The 15,093-nt window shown below is 69.1% G+C and carries 16 protein-coding genes; 8 read left to right on the top strand and 8 right to left on the bottom strand.

Annotated elements, in window-relative coordinates; translation table 11 throughout:
• Positions 1–40: 40 nt before the first annotated feature.
• From SVA_RS13130 to SVA_RS13125, 3 genes are all read right to left on the bottom strand, one after another.
• Positions 41–799, bottom strand: coding sequence for a hypothetical protein (locus tag SVA_RS13130; RefSeq protein ID WP_096461654.1), 759 nt, complete (start codon positions 797–799; stop codon positions 41–43).
• Between the two features lie 147 nt (positions 800–946).
• Positions 947–1,120: a hypothetical protein gene (locus SVA_RS19815; protein ID WP_169924093.1), complete on the bottom strand. Its 174-nt coding sequence runs from the start codon at positions 1,118–1,120 to the stop codon at positions 947–949.
• 128 nt (positions 1,121–1,248) lie between these two features.
• Entirely contained in the window at positions 1,249–1,758 is a 510-nt protein-coding gene (locus SVA_RS13125) for an outer membrane beta-barrel protein (protein WP_096461653.1), read from the bottom strand.
• A 177-nt stretch (positions 1,759–1,935) separates the two neighbouring features.
• Here SVA_RS13125 and msrB point away from each other — a divergent pair, with 177 nt between their 5' ends.
• The 4 genes from msrB (at position 1,936) to SVA_RS13105 (ending at position 5,561) form a co-directional block, all read left to right on the top strand.
• On the top strand, positions 1,936–2,496 hold the full coding sequence (msrB, locus tag SVA_RS13120) for a peptide-methionine (R)-S-oxide reductase MsrB (protein ID WP_096461652.1): 561 nt from the start codon (positions 1,936–1,938) through the stop codon (positions 2,494–2,496).
• A 120-nt stretch (positions 2,497–2,616) separates the two neighbouring features.
• Positions 2,617–4,461 carry a DNA helicase RecQ gene (recQ, locus tag SVA_RS13115; RefSeq protein WP_096461651.1) on the top strand — a complete coding sequence of 615 codons (1,845 nt, stop codon included), beginning with the start codon at positions 2,617–2,619 and terminating at the stop codon, positions 4,459–4,461.
• Between the two features lie 68 nt (positions 4,462–4,529).
• The gene (locus tag SVA_RS13110; RefSeq protein WP_096462947.1) at positions 4,530–5,081 is read left to right on the top strand and encodes a DNA-3-methyladenine glycosylase; all 552 of its coding nucleotides are present in this window, start codon (positions 4,530–4,532) and stop codon (positions 5,079–5,081) included.
• Between the two features lie 108 nt (positions 5,082–5,189).
• Positions 5,190–5,561 carry a hypothetical protein gene (locus SVA_RS13105; RefSeq protein WP_096461650.1) on the top strand — a complete coding sequence of 124 codons (372 nt, stop codon included), beginning with the start codon at positions 5,190–5,192 and terminating at the stop codon, positions 5,559–5,561.
• Between the two features lie 70 nt (positions 5,562–5,631).
• On the opposite strand, the gene SVA_RS13100 is transcribed toward SVA_RS13105, so the two are convergent.
• Positions 5,632–6,249 carry an MBL fold metallo-hydrolase gene (locus SVA_RS13100; protein WP_096461649.1) on the bottom strand — a complete coding sequence of 206 codons (618 nt, stop codon included), beginning with the start codon at positions 6,247–6,249 and terminating at the stop codon, positions 5,632–5,634.
• A gap of 218 nt (positions 6,250–6,467) precedes the next feature.
• Between SVA_RS13100 and SVA_RS13095 the strand changes: the two genes are divergently transcribed.
• The 3 genes from SVA_RS13095 (at position 6,468) to SVA_RS13085 (ending at position 9,576) form a co-directional block, all read left to right on the top strand.
• Entirely contained in the window at positions 6,468–7,637 is a 1,170-nt protein-coding gene (locus tag SVA_RS13095; RefSeq protein ID WP_096461648.1) for a hypothetical protein, read from the top strand.
• Positions 7,638–7,679: 42 nt separating this feature from the next.
• Positions 7,680–8,405 carry a ferritin-like domain-containing protein gene (locus SVA_RS13090; RefSeq protein ID WP_096461647.1) on the top strand — a complete coding sequence of 242 codons (726 nt, stop codon included), beginning with the start codon at positions 7,680–7,682 and terminating at the stop codon, positions 8,403–8,405.
• 265 nt (positions 8,406–8,670) lie between these two features.
• Positions 8,671–9,576: a phosphate/phosphite/phosphonate ABC transporter substrate-binding protein gene (locus SVA_RS13085; RefSeq protein ID WP_148665475.1), complete on the top strand. Its 906-nt coding sequence runs from the start codon at positions 8,671–8,673 to the stop codon at positions 9,574–9,576.
• A gap of 65 nt (positions 9,577–9,641) precedes the next feature.
• Here the strand turns inward: SVA_RS13085 and hpnE are convergent, their stop codons facing one another.
• The 4 genes from hpnE to soxY form a co-directional block, all read right to left on the bottom strand.
• Positions 9,642–11,075, bottom strand: coding sequence for a hydroxysqualene dehydroxylase HpnE (gene hpnE, locus SVA_RS13080; RefSeq protein ID WP_096461645.1), 1,434 nt, complete (start codon positions 11,073–11,075; stop codon positions 9,642–9,644).
• A 141-nt stretch (positions 11,076–11,216) separates the two neighbouring features.
• Complete coding sequence (locus SVA_RS13075) at positions 11,217–12,263, bottom strand: thioredoxin family protein (RefSeq protein ID WP_096461644.1); 1,047 nt, start codon at positions 12,261–12,263, stop codon at positions 11,217–11,219.
• Between the two features lie 112 nt (positions 12,264–12,375).
• Positions 12,376–12,696: a thiosulfate oxidation carrier complex protein SoxZ gene (gene soxZ, locus SVA_RS13070; RefSeq protein WP_096461643.1), complete on the bottom strand. Its 321-nt coding sequence runs from the start codon at positions 12,694–12,696 to the stop codon at positions 12,376–12,378.
• A 25-nt stretch (positions 12,697–12,721) separates the two neighbouring features.
• Positions 12,722–13,198 (bottom strand): thiosulfate oxidation carrier protein SoxY, encoded by a 477-nt coding sequence (soxY, locus tag SVA_RS13065; RefSeq protein ID WP_096461642.1) that lies wholly within the window; start codon positions 13,196–13,198, stop codon positions 12,722–12,724.
• A gap of 110 nt (positions 13,199–13,308) precedes the next feature.
• Between soxY and SVA_RS13060 the strand changes: the two genes are divergently transcribed.
• Positions 13,309–15,021, top strand: a complete 1,713-nt coding sequence (locus SVA_RS13060) for a tetratricopeptide repeat protein (RefSeq protein ID WP_096461641.1) — start codon at positions 13,309–13,311, stop codon at positions 15,019–15,021.
• Positions 15,022–15,093 lie beyond the last annotated feature (72 nt).

Genomic DNA, 15,093 nt, shown 5'->3' with positions numbered 1-15,093 from the left:
GCGGGATCTACGGCGTGGCCTGACGCCGCGGGCGCTTCGCTCACCCCGGGGCCTTTTCCGTCTTCCTGCGGGCCATGCCCGCCAGCCCCACCAGTGCGGAGAAGAAGAGCCATGCGGCCGGAGGGACGGGCACCACGACCGGCGGAGTCTGCCCGAAGCGGATGTTGTCGATCCCGATGTTGTCCTGGAAGCCGCCCGCGAGGTTGCCGAAGTCGATCTCGATGAGGAGCTGTTGGGCGCTGAGCGGCGTGGCGAAGTCGAACGCCGTGTGCCGGGGCCCGACGATGTCGCCCTGCACCAGCACGTCGGCCTGGGAATACAGCGCCAGCGAGTCGCCGAAGACGCTCACGCCGTCGATGACGTAATCGGTGTTCGACCAGCCGGCCAGGTCGAAGTGGTAGAGCTGCACCTCGTATCCCGGATCGGCGGTCAGGAGCACGTTCAGGGCGTTCGGCGTGGTGCCCGGCAGCGAATTGGCGAAGGCGACGTTCGTCAGATCGCCGTACTGGGTGGTCCAGAGGCTGACGGCCGTCCCCGAGGAGTAGTCGACGACGACGTTGGGCGTGAAGCCCTCGCCGTCGTTGCCGTAGGTGAACTGGCCGCCGGTCACGTCCATCGACGAGCCGGTCACGTTGTCGCCGTAGTCCTGCTGGACGCTCGAGCCGGAGGTCGTCGGTATGACGGTGGAGCCCGTCGCGCTGCGCGTTTCATCGAACGTGAGGACCGTGGCCCGGCTCTCGGCGATGAACCCGAGCGCGAGCAGCGCGACGGAAACGGAAAGGAAATGCGGTGCCTTCATGTGCCCCCCTGGTTATTGGTTTCCCTACGTCCGAATCCGACCACGGGGAGGCGCTTCGGTCAATTCTCCGAAAGCCGGGCATCCGAAAGTCGAGCGTCGGCCGCGCGGCTCCTGCCCGTGCGGTGACTCCCGGGGTCCGGAATGCGATCACTCCGACGGCGGAGGCGGGATTTCGGTCGGGTGCTCCGGGGAGTAGCCGGGCGGCACGTCCGGAGGAGGCTCTTCCGGCGGATTGCCCGGAGGGTACTCGAGGGGCAGGTCCGGGGACGGTTCCTCGGGCGGCGTGCCGGGAGGAATCTCGAGCGGCTTTTGCGCCTTCATCGGCATCTCCTGTTCCTGCGGTCCGTGCTTCCTTGGACCGCAGGAACCGGCGCCGGCTCGGCATCGCGGGCGATCGGGTCGCCCTGAGCCCGCGAGGACCGCGCTGCTACTCGCGGGCGGGTCTGGGTCTAGAAGCGCAGGCCCAGACTCAGGAAGTCGATGTCGTCGTCGATCCGGGTGTACTCGAGCTCGAACTGCGCGATACCGATGCTGAAGCCCACGCCCGCGCCCAAGGCGGTGCCGGTATCCGACCCGGAGGACGAGCCGACCTCGACCTCGTTCCGCACCACGCCGGCCTTTCCGATCAGGTAGACGGGCCCCGCCGTGCGGAACGCGGCATAGAGCCCCTGCGTGTCGACCTTCACGTCCTGCCCGGCGAACTCGCCGTCGTCCAGCGTCCGGGTCAGTTCGGCCTCGACGCCGATGTCCCCCGCGACCACGCCCCACTCGTGACCCACCAGCACGCCGACGTTGGTCGGGTCGTCGAAGCCGCCGACGTCGATCATCATGGGCCCGGTCTTGGCGCCGAAGTACCAGTCGGCCTGGGCGGCGGGCGCGAGCAGCATGCCGGCGGCGAGCAGGATGGCGGCGCCGTTCCGCGCCAGGGGGATGCAGGTCGTGAATCCGGTGTTCGTCACTGTCGTACCTCCGCGTGCAGCCGGTTGAATCGGTCGATAAGTACATGCTAAGTCGGATCACGCGGTCCAGAAGCCGTTTCCGACGATGTGACCGGCCCGGCCGACCGGTGTGCCGGCCGAACAGGGCGCCGGCGATCCGGTCGAATAGGGGACCGTGACCACCCGCATGGAGGTCCCATGAAGCGGCGAAACGTCCTCAAGGTCCTGGCGAGCGCGCCCGTCCTGGCGTTGCCCGCCTTCCGCGGATGGGCCGCGCCGCCGGCGTCCGCGGACATCGAGGCGCTGCGGCGGAACTGGAGGGAGCTCCTCGCCGAGGGTGCCGACGTCGAGCTCTCGACCGAACCGCTCAGGCGCCCGAACGAGGAGTGGAAGAAGATCCTGCCCCTGGCGCAGTACCGCGTGCTGCGCGAGGAGGACACCGAGCGCGCCTACACCAGCCCCCTCAACGAGGAGAAGCGCCCCGGCGTCTACGTCTGCGCCGGGTGCCGCCTCCCGCTATTCACCTCCGCGATGAAGTACGACAGCGGGACCGGCTGGCCGAGCTTCTTCACCACGATCCCGGGCGCCTTCGAGACGAAGAAGGATTACTTCCTGATCTTTCCGCGCACGGAGTACCACTGCGTGCGCTGCGGCGGCCACCACGGGCACGTCTTCGACGACGGCCCGCCGCCCACGGGCGAGCGCTGGTGCAACAACGGCGTGGCGCTCAAGTTCATCCCGAAGACGGCGACCGCCTGACTGCGGACCGACCGGCCGCCGAACGGTCCGCCGGCGCGCGGTCCCGGTCTAGGAGAGCCGCCCGGCCGCGTTTAAACTGGCGGCCGTGCCTGCGCCGAGGGAGCGAAAACAATCATAAGAATGGACGACGCCCGCCACATCCTGCACAGCGTTTTCGGCTACGAACGGTTCCGCGGACACCAGGAGGAGGTCATCGCGACGCTCCTCGCCGGGCGGGACGCCCTGGTGCTCATGCCGACGGGCGGCGGCAAATCGCTGTGCTACCAGATCCCGGCGATCGCCCGCCCCGGCACCGGCATCGTGATCTCGCCGCTCATCGCGCTCATGCAGGACCAGGTGGCGGCGCTCACGCAGGCGGGCGTGCCCGCGGCGTTCCTCAACTCGACGCAGGCCCCCAACGCGCAGCGCGAGGTCGAGCGCCAGCTGCTGCGCGGCGACCTCGACCTGCTCTACGTCGCGCCCGAGCGCCTGACCCTGGAGCGCACGCTGGAGATGCTCGCCGGCGCCCGGCTCGCGCTCTTCGCCATCGACGAGGCGCACTGCGTCTCGCAGTGGGGGCACGACTTCCGCCCGGAGTACATGCAGCTTTCCGTGCTGCACGAGCGCTTCCCGGACGTCCCCCGGATCGCGCTCACGGCGACGGCCGACGAGCCCACGCGCCGGGAAATCGTCGCGCGCCTCAAGCTCGAGGACGCCCGCGTCTTCGTGAGCAGCTTCGACCGCCCAAACATCCGCTACCGCATCGGGCAGGGCGGCAACGCGCGCGAGCAGCTCCTGCGCTTCATCCGCGAGGAGCACGCGGGCGACGCCGGCATCGTCTACTGCCTGTCGCGCCGGCGCGTGGACGAGACCGCCGAATGGCTCGCGGAGCGCGGCTACACGGCGCTGCCGTACCACGCCGGCCTCGAGCCCGCCGTCCGGGCCGCCAACCAGGCGCGCTTCCTGAACGAGGAGGGCGTGATCATGGTCGCGACCATCGCCTTCGGCATGGGCATCGACAAGCCGAACGTCCGCTTCGTCGCGCACCTCAACCTCCCGAAGAGCATCGAGGCGTACTACCAGGAGACCGGCCGCGCGGGACGCGACGGCCTCGCGGCGGATGCCTGGATGACCTACGGGTTGCAGGACGTGATCCTCCTGCGCCAGATGCTCGAGGCCTCGGACGCCGACGACGCGCACAAGCGGGTCGAGCGCCACAAGCTCGACGCGATGCTCGCCTTCTGCGAGCTCACCACCTGCCGCCGGCAGGCGTTGCTCGGCTACTTCGGCGAGACGGCGCCGCGTCCGTGCGGCAACTGCGACACCTGCCTCGATCCGCCCGAGACCTGGGACGCCACCGTGCCCGCGCAGAAGGCGCTCTCGTGCGTGCACCGCACCGGACAGCGCTTCGGCGTGAGCTACCTCGTCGACGTCCTGCTGGGCAAGGACGACGACCGCATCCGGCGCTTCGGCCACGATGCGCTGAGCACGTACGGCATCGGCAAGGAGCTCGACGCGAACGCCTGGCGCGGCGTCTTCCGGCAGCTCATCGCCCGCGGGCTGCTCGCCGTCGATATCGAGGGGCACGGCGGGCTGCGCCTGACGGAGGGCAGCCGCGCGGTGCTGCGCGGCGAGGAGCGGCTGTGGCTGCGGCGCGAGGCCAAGCCGGAACGGACGCGCAAGGCGAAGGCCGCGCGCGAGGCGCACGGCGCTTTCACGGCCGAGGCCGACGTGCGTCTCTGGGAGGCGCTGCGAACGCGCCGCCTCGAGCTCGCGCGCGAGAAGGGCGTTCCGCCCTATGTCGTGTTTCACGACGCCACCCTCGCCGAAATGGTCGAGCGCCGGCCGCGCACGCTCGAGGCGCTCTCGCACATATCGGGCGTCGGCGAACGCAAGCTCGCGGCCTACGGCGACGACTTCCTCGCCGTCATTCGGACGCACGCGGCCGAGTCCGAGCCGATCGAGGCGACGGCCCCCGCTTCGTGAAAGGCAAGAGACGCGCCGCCGGCGCACCGAGGGCCACGGCGGCGGCAGGCAAGCCGGCCGCGATCGCCATGAAACGGCTTGGCCGTGTCTTTTACAACCGGCCGGCGATCGAGGTCGCACACGATCTCCTCGGGAAGTACCTGGTGCACGTCTCGGGCGGCGTCGAGCGCGTGGGGCGGATCGTCGAGGTCGAGGCCTATCTCGGTCCGCACGATCTCGCGGCGCATTCCGCGAAGGGGATGACTCCCCGGACGAAGGTGATGTTCGGCCCCCCGGGCCACGCCTACGTGTACCTCATCTACGGCATCTACCACTGCATGAACGTCGTGACGGATCGCGAGGGCCACGCCTCGGCGGTGCTCCTGCGCGCGCTCGAACCGGTGCGAAACGTCGCCGGCCCCACCCAGGGGCCCGGTCTCCTGTGCCGGGCGATGGCGATCGACCGGCGCCTGCACGGGCACGACCTGGTGAGCGAGCACTTCTATATCGCGGCACCCCCGAGGGCCGAGCCGGTCGTGATGGTGAAGCGCCCGCGCGTGGGCGTGGACTACGCGGGTCATTGGGCGAAAAGGCTCTTGCGTTTCTATATCCGCGGCAACCCGTTCGTCTCTAAACCCTAGTACGCGTCCCCTCCCCGCTCGCGGAGGGGCGAGGGCGCCTTTCGGTTCGACGCCGCCCGGATTCGAGCACCTATACTCGGGGAATCACCACGTGCGCAACGGCAAGGCATGGCGATCCAGGCGATCTGCGTCTGCTGCGGCAAGCCGAAGACGAAGGTCTTCGGGCCTTGTCGCGCGTGCGGTTTCCTGCCCGAGACCGAATATCAGATGGCGCGGGCCCTCATCCTCTCGCTGACGCGGACCGTCGGCGGCCTGTCCGTGGGCCGGGATGCGTCGACCCTGAAGGCGGTGGCCGCGCAGATCCAGGCGGGCCGCTTCTACGAGTTCGATCCCCGGGAAGAGCAGCGCGCCGTCGCCGCCTGGCGGGCATGGAGCGCAGAGAACGAGCGAAGGCGCGCGCGGCGCCGGTCGATCGCCTGGACGGTTCTCACGCTCGTTCTGGCGGCGGTCGCGATCGCCGTCGCCGCGCACCTGACGTGACGGAAACGACGGGCGCCGCCCCGCGCGCGGCGCCCGCTGCCGTCCTGCCCCGGGCCGTCGACGTCGCGCCTCACGCGTCGTCCGCCAGCGCGAGGAACCCCGCGAGCGCCGCCTTGCCGTGCCCGACCCACGGCGCGCCGTGGGCGAAAAGCAGCGTATCGAACTCCAGCGCGAGGTGCCGGCGGAAGATTCCCCGCAATCCGCGTTTCACTCCTTCCGGGTCGTCTCCCATGAGCCCGTCGGGCACGAACCCGAGGGCGCCGTCCAGGCGGACGATCGCGTCGCCGATCGACAGCACGCCGCCGCGTTCCGGCCAGTAAAGCGCCGTCTCTTCGGGGCAAAGCACACCGACCTCGAGCGCGCGGACGCCGCCCGGCAGCGAATCGCCGTGCTCGAAGCCCCTTACCGGGCGCTTCCGGTCGAAGTGATGCAGGCCCGCGCGGTGGCACCACACCGTCGCCCGGAACGATTTGCCGAACGCGTCGCTGTGGCGGTAGTGCAGGCGGTTGGTGAGGAAGACGTGCGCCGGCGGCGGCCGTCCCCGAAACCATTCGAGACCGTCCTCCGGCACGCGCGGGTCGATCAGCACCGGCGGGTCGGCGGCGGCCACATAATAAGAATGCACGTCCTCGCCGATGCCTTCGTGGAAAGTCGTCCAGTGGAACAGGCCTGGCAGTATCTCTTCCATTGGGTCTCCTGCCTGCCCGCATTGTGCGCCTCGCCGCGGCCGGTCGCGACCCGCCCGGCCAATGCCGCGCGGACCGCGCGGCGAAGACCGCCGTCGCGCCGTGTGCTTGATGTTCCACGGCGCTTTCTTTGATCCACGCGCGCTCGAGGCGGAACCGGGGAAGAAGCACTTCTGTCTAGGAGATCACCGCCACTCGGCTCATCGAAAAGGAGATTCGCATGGCCCTGTCGTTGATGGACTCAAAGGGAACGCCGCTCGACCGGCAGCATTTCAGCTGGAAGGAGATGGTGCAGAAGCCGATCAGCAAGCTGAACGACGACGCGTTCACCCGCGTCCGCGTTATCCTCATGAACGGCCAGGAGACCGAAGCGCTGCGCTTCAGCCACGCGTGCGCGCGCATGAACGGCGACCTCCAGGTCCCGCTCGCCCGGGTGCGCCGGATCGAGCAACATCAGCAGACGATGGTGAACTGGCTCATCGGCGCGGATCATTCGCCGCTCGAGACCACCATCGGCTACGAGCAGGTGGCGATCGAGGTCACCGCCGCCATCGCGCAGCGCGAGCCCGACCCGTACCTGGCGCAGGTGTACCGGTTCGGCCTGCTCGAGGACTTCGATCACCTCTATCGTTACGCGGCGCTGCTCGACCGCACGGAAGGAAAGGACGCGAACAACATCACGCAGAGCTACAGCGACATCATGGCGGGGCGGCCGACCGTGGTGGAGCACCGCGCCCCGGAGGACGACGTGCGCCGCCCCTACGACCGCAAGAAGGCGCATGCGCTCTCCAAGCTGCACGCGCTCACGATCATGGCCGGCGAGCACCAGACGCACGATTACTACGCGCACGTCGGCCCGCTGTTCACCGACCCGGTCGCGCGCCAGCTCTACGCCGAGATCGCCTCCATCGAGGAGCAGCACGTCACCCAGTACGAGTCGATCATCGACCCGAACGAGTCGTGGCTGGAGAAGTGGGTGCTGCACGAGGCGAACGAGGCCTACAACTACTACGGCTGCGTCCAGCAGGAGTCGAACCCGCGGATCAAGGCGATCTGGGAGCGGATGCTCGACTACGAGCTCGGGCACCTGCAGATCGCGCTGGAGATGTTCAAGAACGTCGAGCGCCGCGACCCGGCCGAGATCCTGCCCGACAAGCTGCCCGATCCGTTCCCGTACGAGAGCAACCGCGACTTCGTGCGCAAGACGCTGAAGCAGGAGGTCGACCTGCGGGCGAAGGACGGCGAGTTCGTCCCGATCGACCAGGAGACCGAGGCGACCCTTCGCTACCGCGAGCAGGTGAACGCGGACGGCTCGCCGAGCGAGACCGTGGCGGCCGGATACCAGTGGGCGCCCGGCACGGAGCTGCGGCGCAAGGTCGCGAACCTGTAAGGAACGACGGCAGCAAGGAATCGGATTCCCAACGGAGGCGTCATGGAAAAGACAGGCAGTGAGATGGGCATGAACAAGACCGGCGTGCAGATGTCGCCCAAGGACATCGAACGCATGCTGAAGAACGTCGAGGAAAGCGGGGCCGAGGCGGGGGACGGCTCGGGCATCGCCGCGGTGCGCACGAGCTACATCACCGAAGCGGAGCCGGTCGGCACCGTGCCGATGCCGGGGACGGTCAAGGGCGCGGCGAAGGCGGGGGTGAAGAAGCTCACCGGGAAGAGCCCGGAAGTATTCCTCGACATGCTCGGCGAGCGGCTGGCCTTCGAACGCGGCGGCGTCCGGCTGTACGAATCGATGCTGACCAAGTGCCAGGCGACGCCGGAGAAGATTCCGGGCATGTCGACCGAGCAGCTCACGCACTTCCGCGACGAGGAGGCCAAGCACTTCCGCTGGGTCGCCGAGGCGCTGGAGTCGCTGGGCGCGGACCCGACCGCGCAGACGCCGGGGGCCGACGTCACCGGCATCGAGTCGATGGGGATCATGCAGGTGATGGACGACCCGCGCACGACGCTCTCCCAGTCCCTGCACGCGCTCCTCGTCGCCGAGCTGGCCGACCACGACGGCTGGGAGCTTCTGATCAAGCTGGCCGATGACATGGGCCAGGACGAGATGGCGAAGAACTTTCGCCAGGCGCTCAAGGAAGAAGGGGAGCATCTGAGCCATGTGCGCGCCTGGCACGAGCAGAGCGTGCGCAGCGAGTTGAAGTAATCCCGCCCCGAGCGGCGCCCGGCGGCGCGACCGTGCGCCGCCGCGCGTACGCGCTTTTCCCGGATACGAAGTCCCGTACCGCGAAACAGGAATAGACCGTTCGCGCGCTGCGCGCGTGCGTCGGCGAACCGCTCTTGCGGCGCGTTCGTGTGCGGAATCACCGCGCTCATCGGGCAGTCGGCGCGCGGCGTGCGCGAGGAGCTAGCTTGAGTGATTGCGGCCGCTGTCGCCGCAGGGAATCAACAACACGAAGGGAGATTCGACGATGAACCAGCCATCGCTTCTTGCTTGCAGCGCGTCCATGCTGTTCGCGCTTTCGGCCGGCGGTCTCGCGGCGGACGATTCGGTTCCGCAGCCGGGTGCCGCGAAAGTCGCCTACCAGCTTCCGGGAAAGCCTGCCGTCGCCGTCGCACTGAAGGATGTGGCGCCGATCGTGCTGTCGGCGCCGCCTCGCGACAACGCGACGGAGGGCGAAGCCCGGTTCGGCCCGATCGCGTCCTACCTGACCGAGGTGCTGGGACGCAGGGTGGTGTACGAGCACCCGCTGACGTGGGGCGCCTACCAGGCCGACATGCAGAAAGGCCACTACGATCTCGTCTTCGACGCACCTCACCTGAACGGCTGGCGGCTCGAAAAGCTCGGCCACAACGTGCTCGTCAAGATTCCGGGCGACTACACGTACGTCGCCTTCGTGCGCAGCGACAACACCAGGGTCACCGGGCTGAAGCAGCTTGCCGGCCATACGATCTGCGCCCATGCGCCGCCGCACCTCGGCACGCTGATCCTGCTGGGCCAGTTCGACAACCCCTCCCGACAGCCTTCGGTCGTCGTCCGCAACGGCTACGACCGCGTTTACGAGTCGTTGCTGAACGGGGAATGCACCGCGGCGATGCTGTCCCTGCGGCATCTCGAGAAGTTCGACCACGGCGGCCGGCGGACCCGCATCGTCTATCGCCATCGGGCCCTGCCCAACCAGGCCCTGTCGGCGGGACCGCGCCTGTCCCTCGAGGAGCAGAACCGGATCGCCGAAGCCCTCATGTCGCCGGCCAGCGAGGCGGCGACCGCGCGGTTCCGCGCGGTGTACGGCGGCGGGAAGGGTTTCGCGCGCGCGGCGAACGTCGAGTACGCCGGCCTCGGGGCATACCTGAAAAACCAGTGGGGGTACGACTGACGTCGGGCGAAGGAGCGCATGTGCGAGCCGGGCGGGAGCGGCGCCGCCCGCCGACCCGTCGGGCCTCAGGTCCCGGTCGCCCTGCGCAGACGCTGTACCAGCCCCGTGATCCCCTCCCGCGCGTCGAGCCCCAGCGCGAGGCGCCGCGGCCGGCCGGCCTCGGCGAGAATCTGCTCGGCGGCGAGCCATCCCGAGCGCACCGCGCTCTCCATGCAGGCGGGAAAACCGGTGCGCGTCCAGTCTCCGGCGAGGAGCAGCCCGGGCAGCGCGGTTCGCGTCGGCGGCCGCTTGCGCTCGGTGCCGGGGAAGGGGCAGGGAATCGCCATCGGGATGCGGTGCACCCGCGCGTGGCGTAGTGTCGACCACGCGGCCTCCGGCAGGTACTCCGCGATCTCGCGCCGCGTCGCGTCGACGATCGCCTCGTCGCTCATGCCGTCCGCGCGGTGGCTGTAGATGATGTTGCTGGCGATCACGGAGGGCCGGGCCTCCCATCCGGAACGGATGTTCGACAGGTCGTACGAGTCGTAGTTGAGGTTCGACGGCGACCACACGCGCGCCCAGCTCGGCTCGCGAGTGAGCTTGCGGTCGAACCAGAGATAGGTGCTGACGTAGGGGCTCGGCTCGAAGGCGGACAGCTCCGCGAAAGCCGGGTCGCGACCGCGCCACTCGGGTGGCAGGATCTCCCCGAGCGACTGCGGCGGGACGGCGCTGACGCACCAGCGCGCGTCGACGCGCGTGCCGTCGGCGAGCACCGCACCGACGGGCGCGCCGTCGGCGCCGGTCAGCCGCTTCACGCCGGACTGCGTCAGGATCCGCCCGCCGTCCGCCTCGATGCGCCTCGTCGCCTGCGGCACGTAGAGCTCGCTCAGTCCGATGGCGGGGAAGCCCATCCGCAGATCGTTGTGCCCGAGCAGGAGCTGGTAGAAGCGCAGGAGCGCGCCGGCCGAGCAGCGCTCGAGCGGCACGTTCATGATCGACATGGCGGTGGACGCCCAGAACCAGTCGCGAAAGCGCTTCGTCACGCCCTGGCCGCGCAGAAAGTCGGCGGCCGCGACGCCGTCGAGCCGCTGCACGTCGTCCTCCGTGAGGCGCATCGCGGTCCAGGTTGTGCGGGCGTTCGAGTTCGCGTCCGCGATCGAGATGGTCGGCGCCGAAAGGATGCTGCGCACGAAGTGCAGCGGGGCGGGTAGCCGGCCCATGCGTACCGGCACGGCGTGCGGTTTCTCGAACAGGGTGATGAAGCGGTCGGTGCGCCACGCGATCCGCTCGCGCGTGCCGAGCAGCTCCAGCAGCCGGAGCATGTTGCGGTACTCGCTCAACAGGATGTGCGGGCCGATGTCGACGACGTCGCCCGTCTCCCGGTCGACCCAGCTCCGCGCGCGCCCGCCGAGCGCCGCGCTCTGCTCGACCACGACGACGCGCAGCCCGTTACCGCAAAGCCCGACGCCGCACGCGAGTCCGGCGATCCCGCCGCCGATGATCAGTACGTCCGTGTACACGAGAACGCGAGGAACTTCCGGTTCGGTTCCCGATTATCGCCGTTCGGGAAAGGCAAACGAAGCGCCGGCCCCTGGCCGCCGCGCGGTATTCGGGGAGGCGCGCCCCCTTGCTTTCCCGATACCCGGTTGCGCCGCCGCCGATTATTGGGAGTAGTCGATCACCACGCCCTGTTTCAGCAGCTCCTCCCGCCGCGCCGCGTTGTATTGGGTCTTGGTCGGGTATTGGTAGTAGTACCGCCCGCTGACGTAGCGCAGCAGCTCCTTGAAATGGAAGCGGTAGAGCATGCCGTCCATGCGCGCGCGTTCCTTGCCCTCGTTGAAGAGCACGATGCCGGGGCGGTAGACGAGGTTGAGCCGCTTGGCCCAGTCCTTCGGCGTTGTCCTGCGCCCCTCGATGTCGACGATCGGCGAAGTGGAGTACGCGTCGAGCCGGACGACCGTGAACTCGTCGAGCTCCGGCCGCACCTCCGGATGCGTGAACACCTTGTCGTGAAACTCGTCGCAGTCGGTGCAGTCCCCGTCCTCGAAGACGACGGCGAGGGGCCTGGCGTAGCCCTTGAAGTTCGTCATCTCGACGTACTTCGGGTGGGTCCGAAACCGGTAAACCGTCTCGTTACTCCGCTGCTCCACGAACTGTGCGAGCGTCTGTCTCTCGTAGTGGCGTCCCTGCACGTACTCGAGCGCGTGGCGGAAGGCCGGCGGCTGGCGGTAGCCGTTGAGCCTGAGCACGACCTTTCCTTCGGCGTTCAGGAGCACCACCGTCGGCGTCGCGACGACCTTCGTCGCCTCCGCCAGCTCCCGCTCGGTATAGCTCTTGCCGTCCAGCCACTCGACGGGACTGCTCCCCCGGATGTCGATGGCGATCACGTCGAAATGCCGCTCCATGAATTCCTTCGTCCCGCCCGCGCGGAAGTTCTCGTCCAGCATCCGCGCGCAGTATGGACATTCCTTCAGATGCATGAACAGCATCGCATGGCGTCCTTGCGCGCCGGCCTCCCGGGCGTCGTCGCGCACGGCGAGGAAGCTCTTCTTGAACCAGGGCGGCAGATCGTAGGCCTGTCCGCCCGCAAGGCGGCCGCGCGGCGTCTCGGCCGCGAGCCCGCTTGTCGCTGCCACTGCGGCCAGGACCAGGGCGACCAGCCACCGGGCAGCGATGCCCGGCCGGCGTCCCGAGCGCTCATGGATCATGCGTCTCCTCCATTCGGTTGGTTCGCGCCAGGCGCGGGCCGAGGGTGTCGTCGCGGCGCGCCGGCGCCCGCGCGAGCTTAACGAAAATCGCGCCGGCCCGCGCCCCCCGGCATCAGGGCGACACGGTGGTTTCGACGGAGTCCGATTCGCCCCGATTGTCGCGCCAGGAAACCGTCAGGGTGTCGCCGGGCCTGGTCCCGGGAATCCGAAAGCCGAGCAGCGGATCCTGCGAGACGCCGCCGCCCGTCGCGACGGTCGCGACGACACGGCCGTTGTGCGCGACGGCGATCTCCTGAATGAAGTGGGCCGGGATCTTCTGTCCGGTCTGCTTGTCGATGCGCAGGCCGTTCTCCATCGGATGGTTGACCAGGACGACCAGCTCGACCTCGCCGCCCTCGTGCGGGCGGCTGCGTACCTTCATGCTTCTGCTCATGGTTGCCTCCTGTATCGCGGCGCGCTCAGGCGCCGCAGCCGCCGACCGCGACGCGCACGTTCCGGCGCGCCCGATAGAGGCCGTCGGCCGTCTCCACGACCACGTGCACGTCCGAGCTCTCGCCCATCTTGATGCGCATCGCGAGGTAGGGCAGCGCGCCGCTGAACGCGGCGCTCGCGATGAGGGGAATCGGATTCTTCTCGCCGAGGATCGCGACCTGCCGGACGTTCGGGAGATTCGTCGTAATCGTGATGGGCACGACTGCGCCGTTCTCCGCTTCGCCCGGTGCCTTGATGGTGATCGCACCCTCGGGCGCCGCCTGCGGCGACGCTCCGCCGTAAAGGCCCCTCAGGGCGTCGTCAACGCCCTTGGCCTCGAACGCCTGGCGTGGCCACTCCGCCAGCAGTCGTGCGGGTGCGAGCAGTCCGGCCGAGGCCCCCGCGCCGACGAGCGCGGAGGCAAGGCCCTGCTTCAAAAAAGTCCTGCGTTTGCGATTTGTCATGGCGGTCTCCTGGGTCACGATGGAACCGCTTCTGTTGTATTCCCGCCCGGGGTTAAAGTGATCGAGAAAGACCGACGATCCGACGCTTTTTTGACGACGGGGAGCCGCGCGTGTCGACGACCGGGCACGAAGAGCCGAAGACGGCAGGGGAGGACATCCGCCGGTTCCGGATCGCCGGCTGGGCGGTCGAGCCCGCCACGAGCCGTATTTCCCGCGACGGCCACGAGGTCGCGCTCGAGCCGAAAGTGATGGACGTGCTCGTGTACCTGTCCCGGCACAAGGGGCGGGTCGTCGGCCGCGAGGAGCTGGAAGCCTCGGTCTGGGCCGGCAGAGTGGTGAGCTACGACGCCGTCACCAACGTGATCATCAAGCTGCGTCGCGCCTTGGGCGACGACTCCCGCCACCCGCAGATCATCGAGACCCTCTCGAAGAAGGGCTATCGACTGATCGCCGACGTCGAGCCGATCCCCGAGCGTCCGCCCGCCATGGCGCGGCCCGCGCCGCCACCGGCAGCCGCCCGCCGGGATCCCTTGTACAGGAAGAAGCCTGTCGCCTGGGCGCTCCCCGGACTGCTGACGCTCGCCCTCGTCGTGGCCTGGTGGCTGCAGACGTCGGGCAATGGCGAACGGGCCGTGCGGGCTCCCGGGGGCGCGTCGATCGTCGTCCTTCCTTTCGCCAACCTCGCCGCCGATCCGGGGCAGGATTACTTCAGCAACGGCATCACGGAGGACCTCATCACCGAGCTCTCCAGGATCCCGGCGCTGTCGGTCATCGCCCGGGGCTCGGCATTCGCCTACCGCAGCGAAGACAGCCTCGAGCGCGTGCGTGACGAGCTCGGCGTGCGCTATGCCGTGCGCGGAAGCGTACGTCGGGAGGGCGCACGCGTCCGCGTCAACGCCCAGCTCATCGATACCGTCGACGGACGGCATCTCTGGGCCGAGCGCTACGACGCCACGCTCGAGGACACGCTCGCCCTGCAGTCGTCGATCACCCGTGAGATCGCCGAGGTGCTGGAGGTCCGGCTCGCCACGCACCCGGGCGGCGTGGCGGGGAAGTACACCGCCAGTGTGGAGGCGTACGACCATTTCCTGCGCGGCCTCGACCACTACGGGCGCCGCTCGCCCGACGACATGGGCTCGGCCAAGGCGTACTACGAGCGCGCGATCGCGCTCGACCCGAGGTTCGCGCGAGCCTATGCCAACCTCGGGCTCACGCATCTCCAGCAGGTCATCGGCGGCTGGGACGAGGACCCGCAGACGTCGCTGGATCGAGCGCAAGCGCTGGCCCGGCAGGCGCTGGATCTCGACGAGGAGCTGGCCGAAGTGCATTTCGTCAACGCCTTCGTCGCGCTGTTCCGTCGGGATCACGAAGGTGCGATCCGCGAGCTCGACCGGGCGCTCGCGCTGCGTCCGAGCTATGCCGACGCGCATGGCCTGCTGTCGTACGTGCTCTACTTCGCCGGCCGGCCCGAGCAGGCGCGCCCGGCGCTCGATCGGGCGACACGCCTCAACCCGCGCGTGCCGTCGGCGTACCTGATGATGCGCGGCGAGTTCGACCTCGTTCAGGCGCGCTATCCCGATGCGATCGCCGCACTGGAACAGGCGCTCGAAATCAGCCCCGCGCACCCCCGCATACAGCTTCTGCTCGCGGCCGCCTATGTGCGCGCCGATCGGATCTCGGACGCGCGCTGGATGATCGAGCAGCTCACCCTGCTCTATCCCGGGATGTCGCTTTCGCGGCTGCCCGTGACCTTCCCGTTCAAGGATCCCGCGCACCTCGATCACCTGCTCGACGGGCTGCGCAAGGCGGGCCTGCCCGATTAGCGGGGGCCGACGCAGGGCGCGATTGCGTCGACGGCAGGCCGGCGGCTCCGCCGGGCGCTCGCATGACAAATT

Origin of the sequence: Sulfurifustis variabilis (genome assembly GCF_002355415.1) — a bacterium.
Classification (GTDB): Bacteria; Pseudomonadota; Gammaproteobacteria; order Acidiferrobacterales; family Sulfurifustaceae; genus Sulfurifustis; species Sulfurifustis variabilis.
This window is presented reverse-complemented; position numbering and strand designations above follow the sequence as displayed.

Bases quoted from the DNA above. Each gene is read 5' to 3' on its own strand.
- SVA_RS13130 (WP_096461654.1), bottom strand. From the start codon at position 799: ATGAAGGCACCGCATTTCCTTTCCGTTTCCGTCGCGCTGCTCGCGCTC.
- SVA_RS19815 (WP_169924093.1), bottom strand. From the start codon at position 1,120: ATGAAGGCGCAAAAGCCGCTCGAGATTCCTCCCGGCACGCCGCCCGAG.
- msrB (WP_096461652.1), top strand. From the start codon at position 1,936: ATGAAGCGGCGAAACGTCCTCAAGGTCCTGGCGAGCGCGCCCGTCCTG.
- recQ (WP_096461651.1), top strand. From the start codon at position 2,617: ATGGACGACGCCCGCCACATCCTGCACAGCGTTTTCGGCTACGAACGG.
- SVA_RS13110 (WP_096462947.1), top strand. From the start codon at position 4,530: ATGAAACGGCTTGGCCGTGTCTTTTACAACCGGCCGGCGATCGAGGTC.
- SVA_RS13105 (WP_096461650.1), top strand. From the start codon at position 5,190: ATGGCGATCCAGGCGATCTGCGTCTGCTGCGGCAAGCCGAAGACGAAG.
- SVA_RS13100 (WP_096461649.1), bottom strand. From the start codon at position 6,249: ATGGAAGAGATACTGCCAGGCCTGTTCCACTGGACGACTTTCCACGAA.
- SVA_RS13095 (WP_096461648.1), top strand. From the start codon at position 6,468: ATGGCCCTGTCGTTGATGGACTCAAAGGGAACGCCGCTCGACCGGCAG.
- SVA_RS13090 (WP_096461647.1), top strand. From the start codon at position 7,680: ATGGAAAAGACAGGCAGTGAGATGGGCATGAACAAGACCGGCGTGCAG.
- SVA_RS13085 (WP_148665475.1), top strand. From the start codon at position 8,671: ATGAACCAGCCATCGCTTCTTGCTTGCAGCGCGTCCATGCTGTTCGCG.
- SVA_RS13075 (WP_096461644.1), bottom strand. From the start codon at position 12,263: ATGATCCATGAGCGCTCGGGACGCCGGCCGGGCATCGCTGCCCGGTGG.
- soxZ (WP_096461643.1), bottom strand. From the start codon at position 12,696: ATGAGCAGAAGCATGAAGGTACGCAGCCGCCCGCACGAGGGCGGCGAG.
- soxY (WP_096461642.1), bottom strand. From the start codon at position 13,198: ATGACAAATCGCAAACGCAGGACTTTTTTGAAGCAGGGCCTTGCCTCC.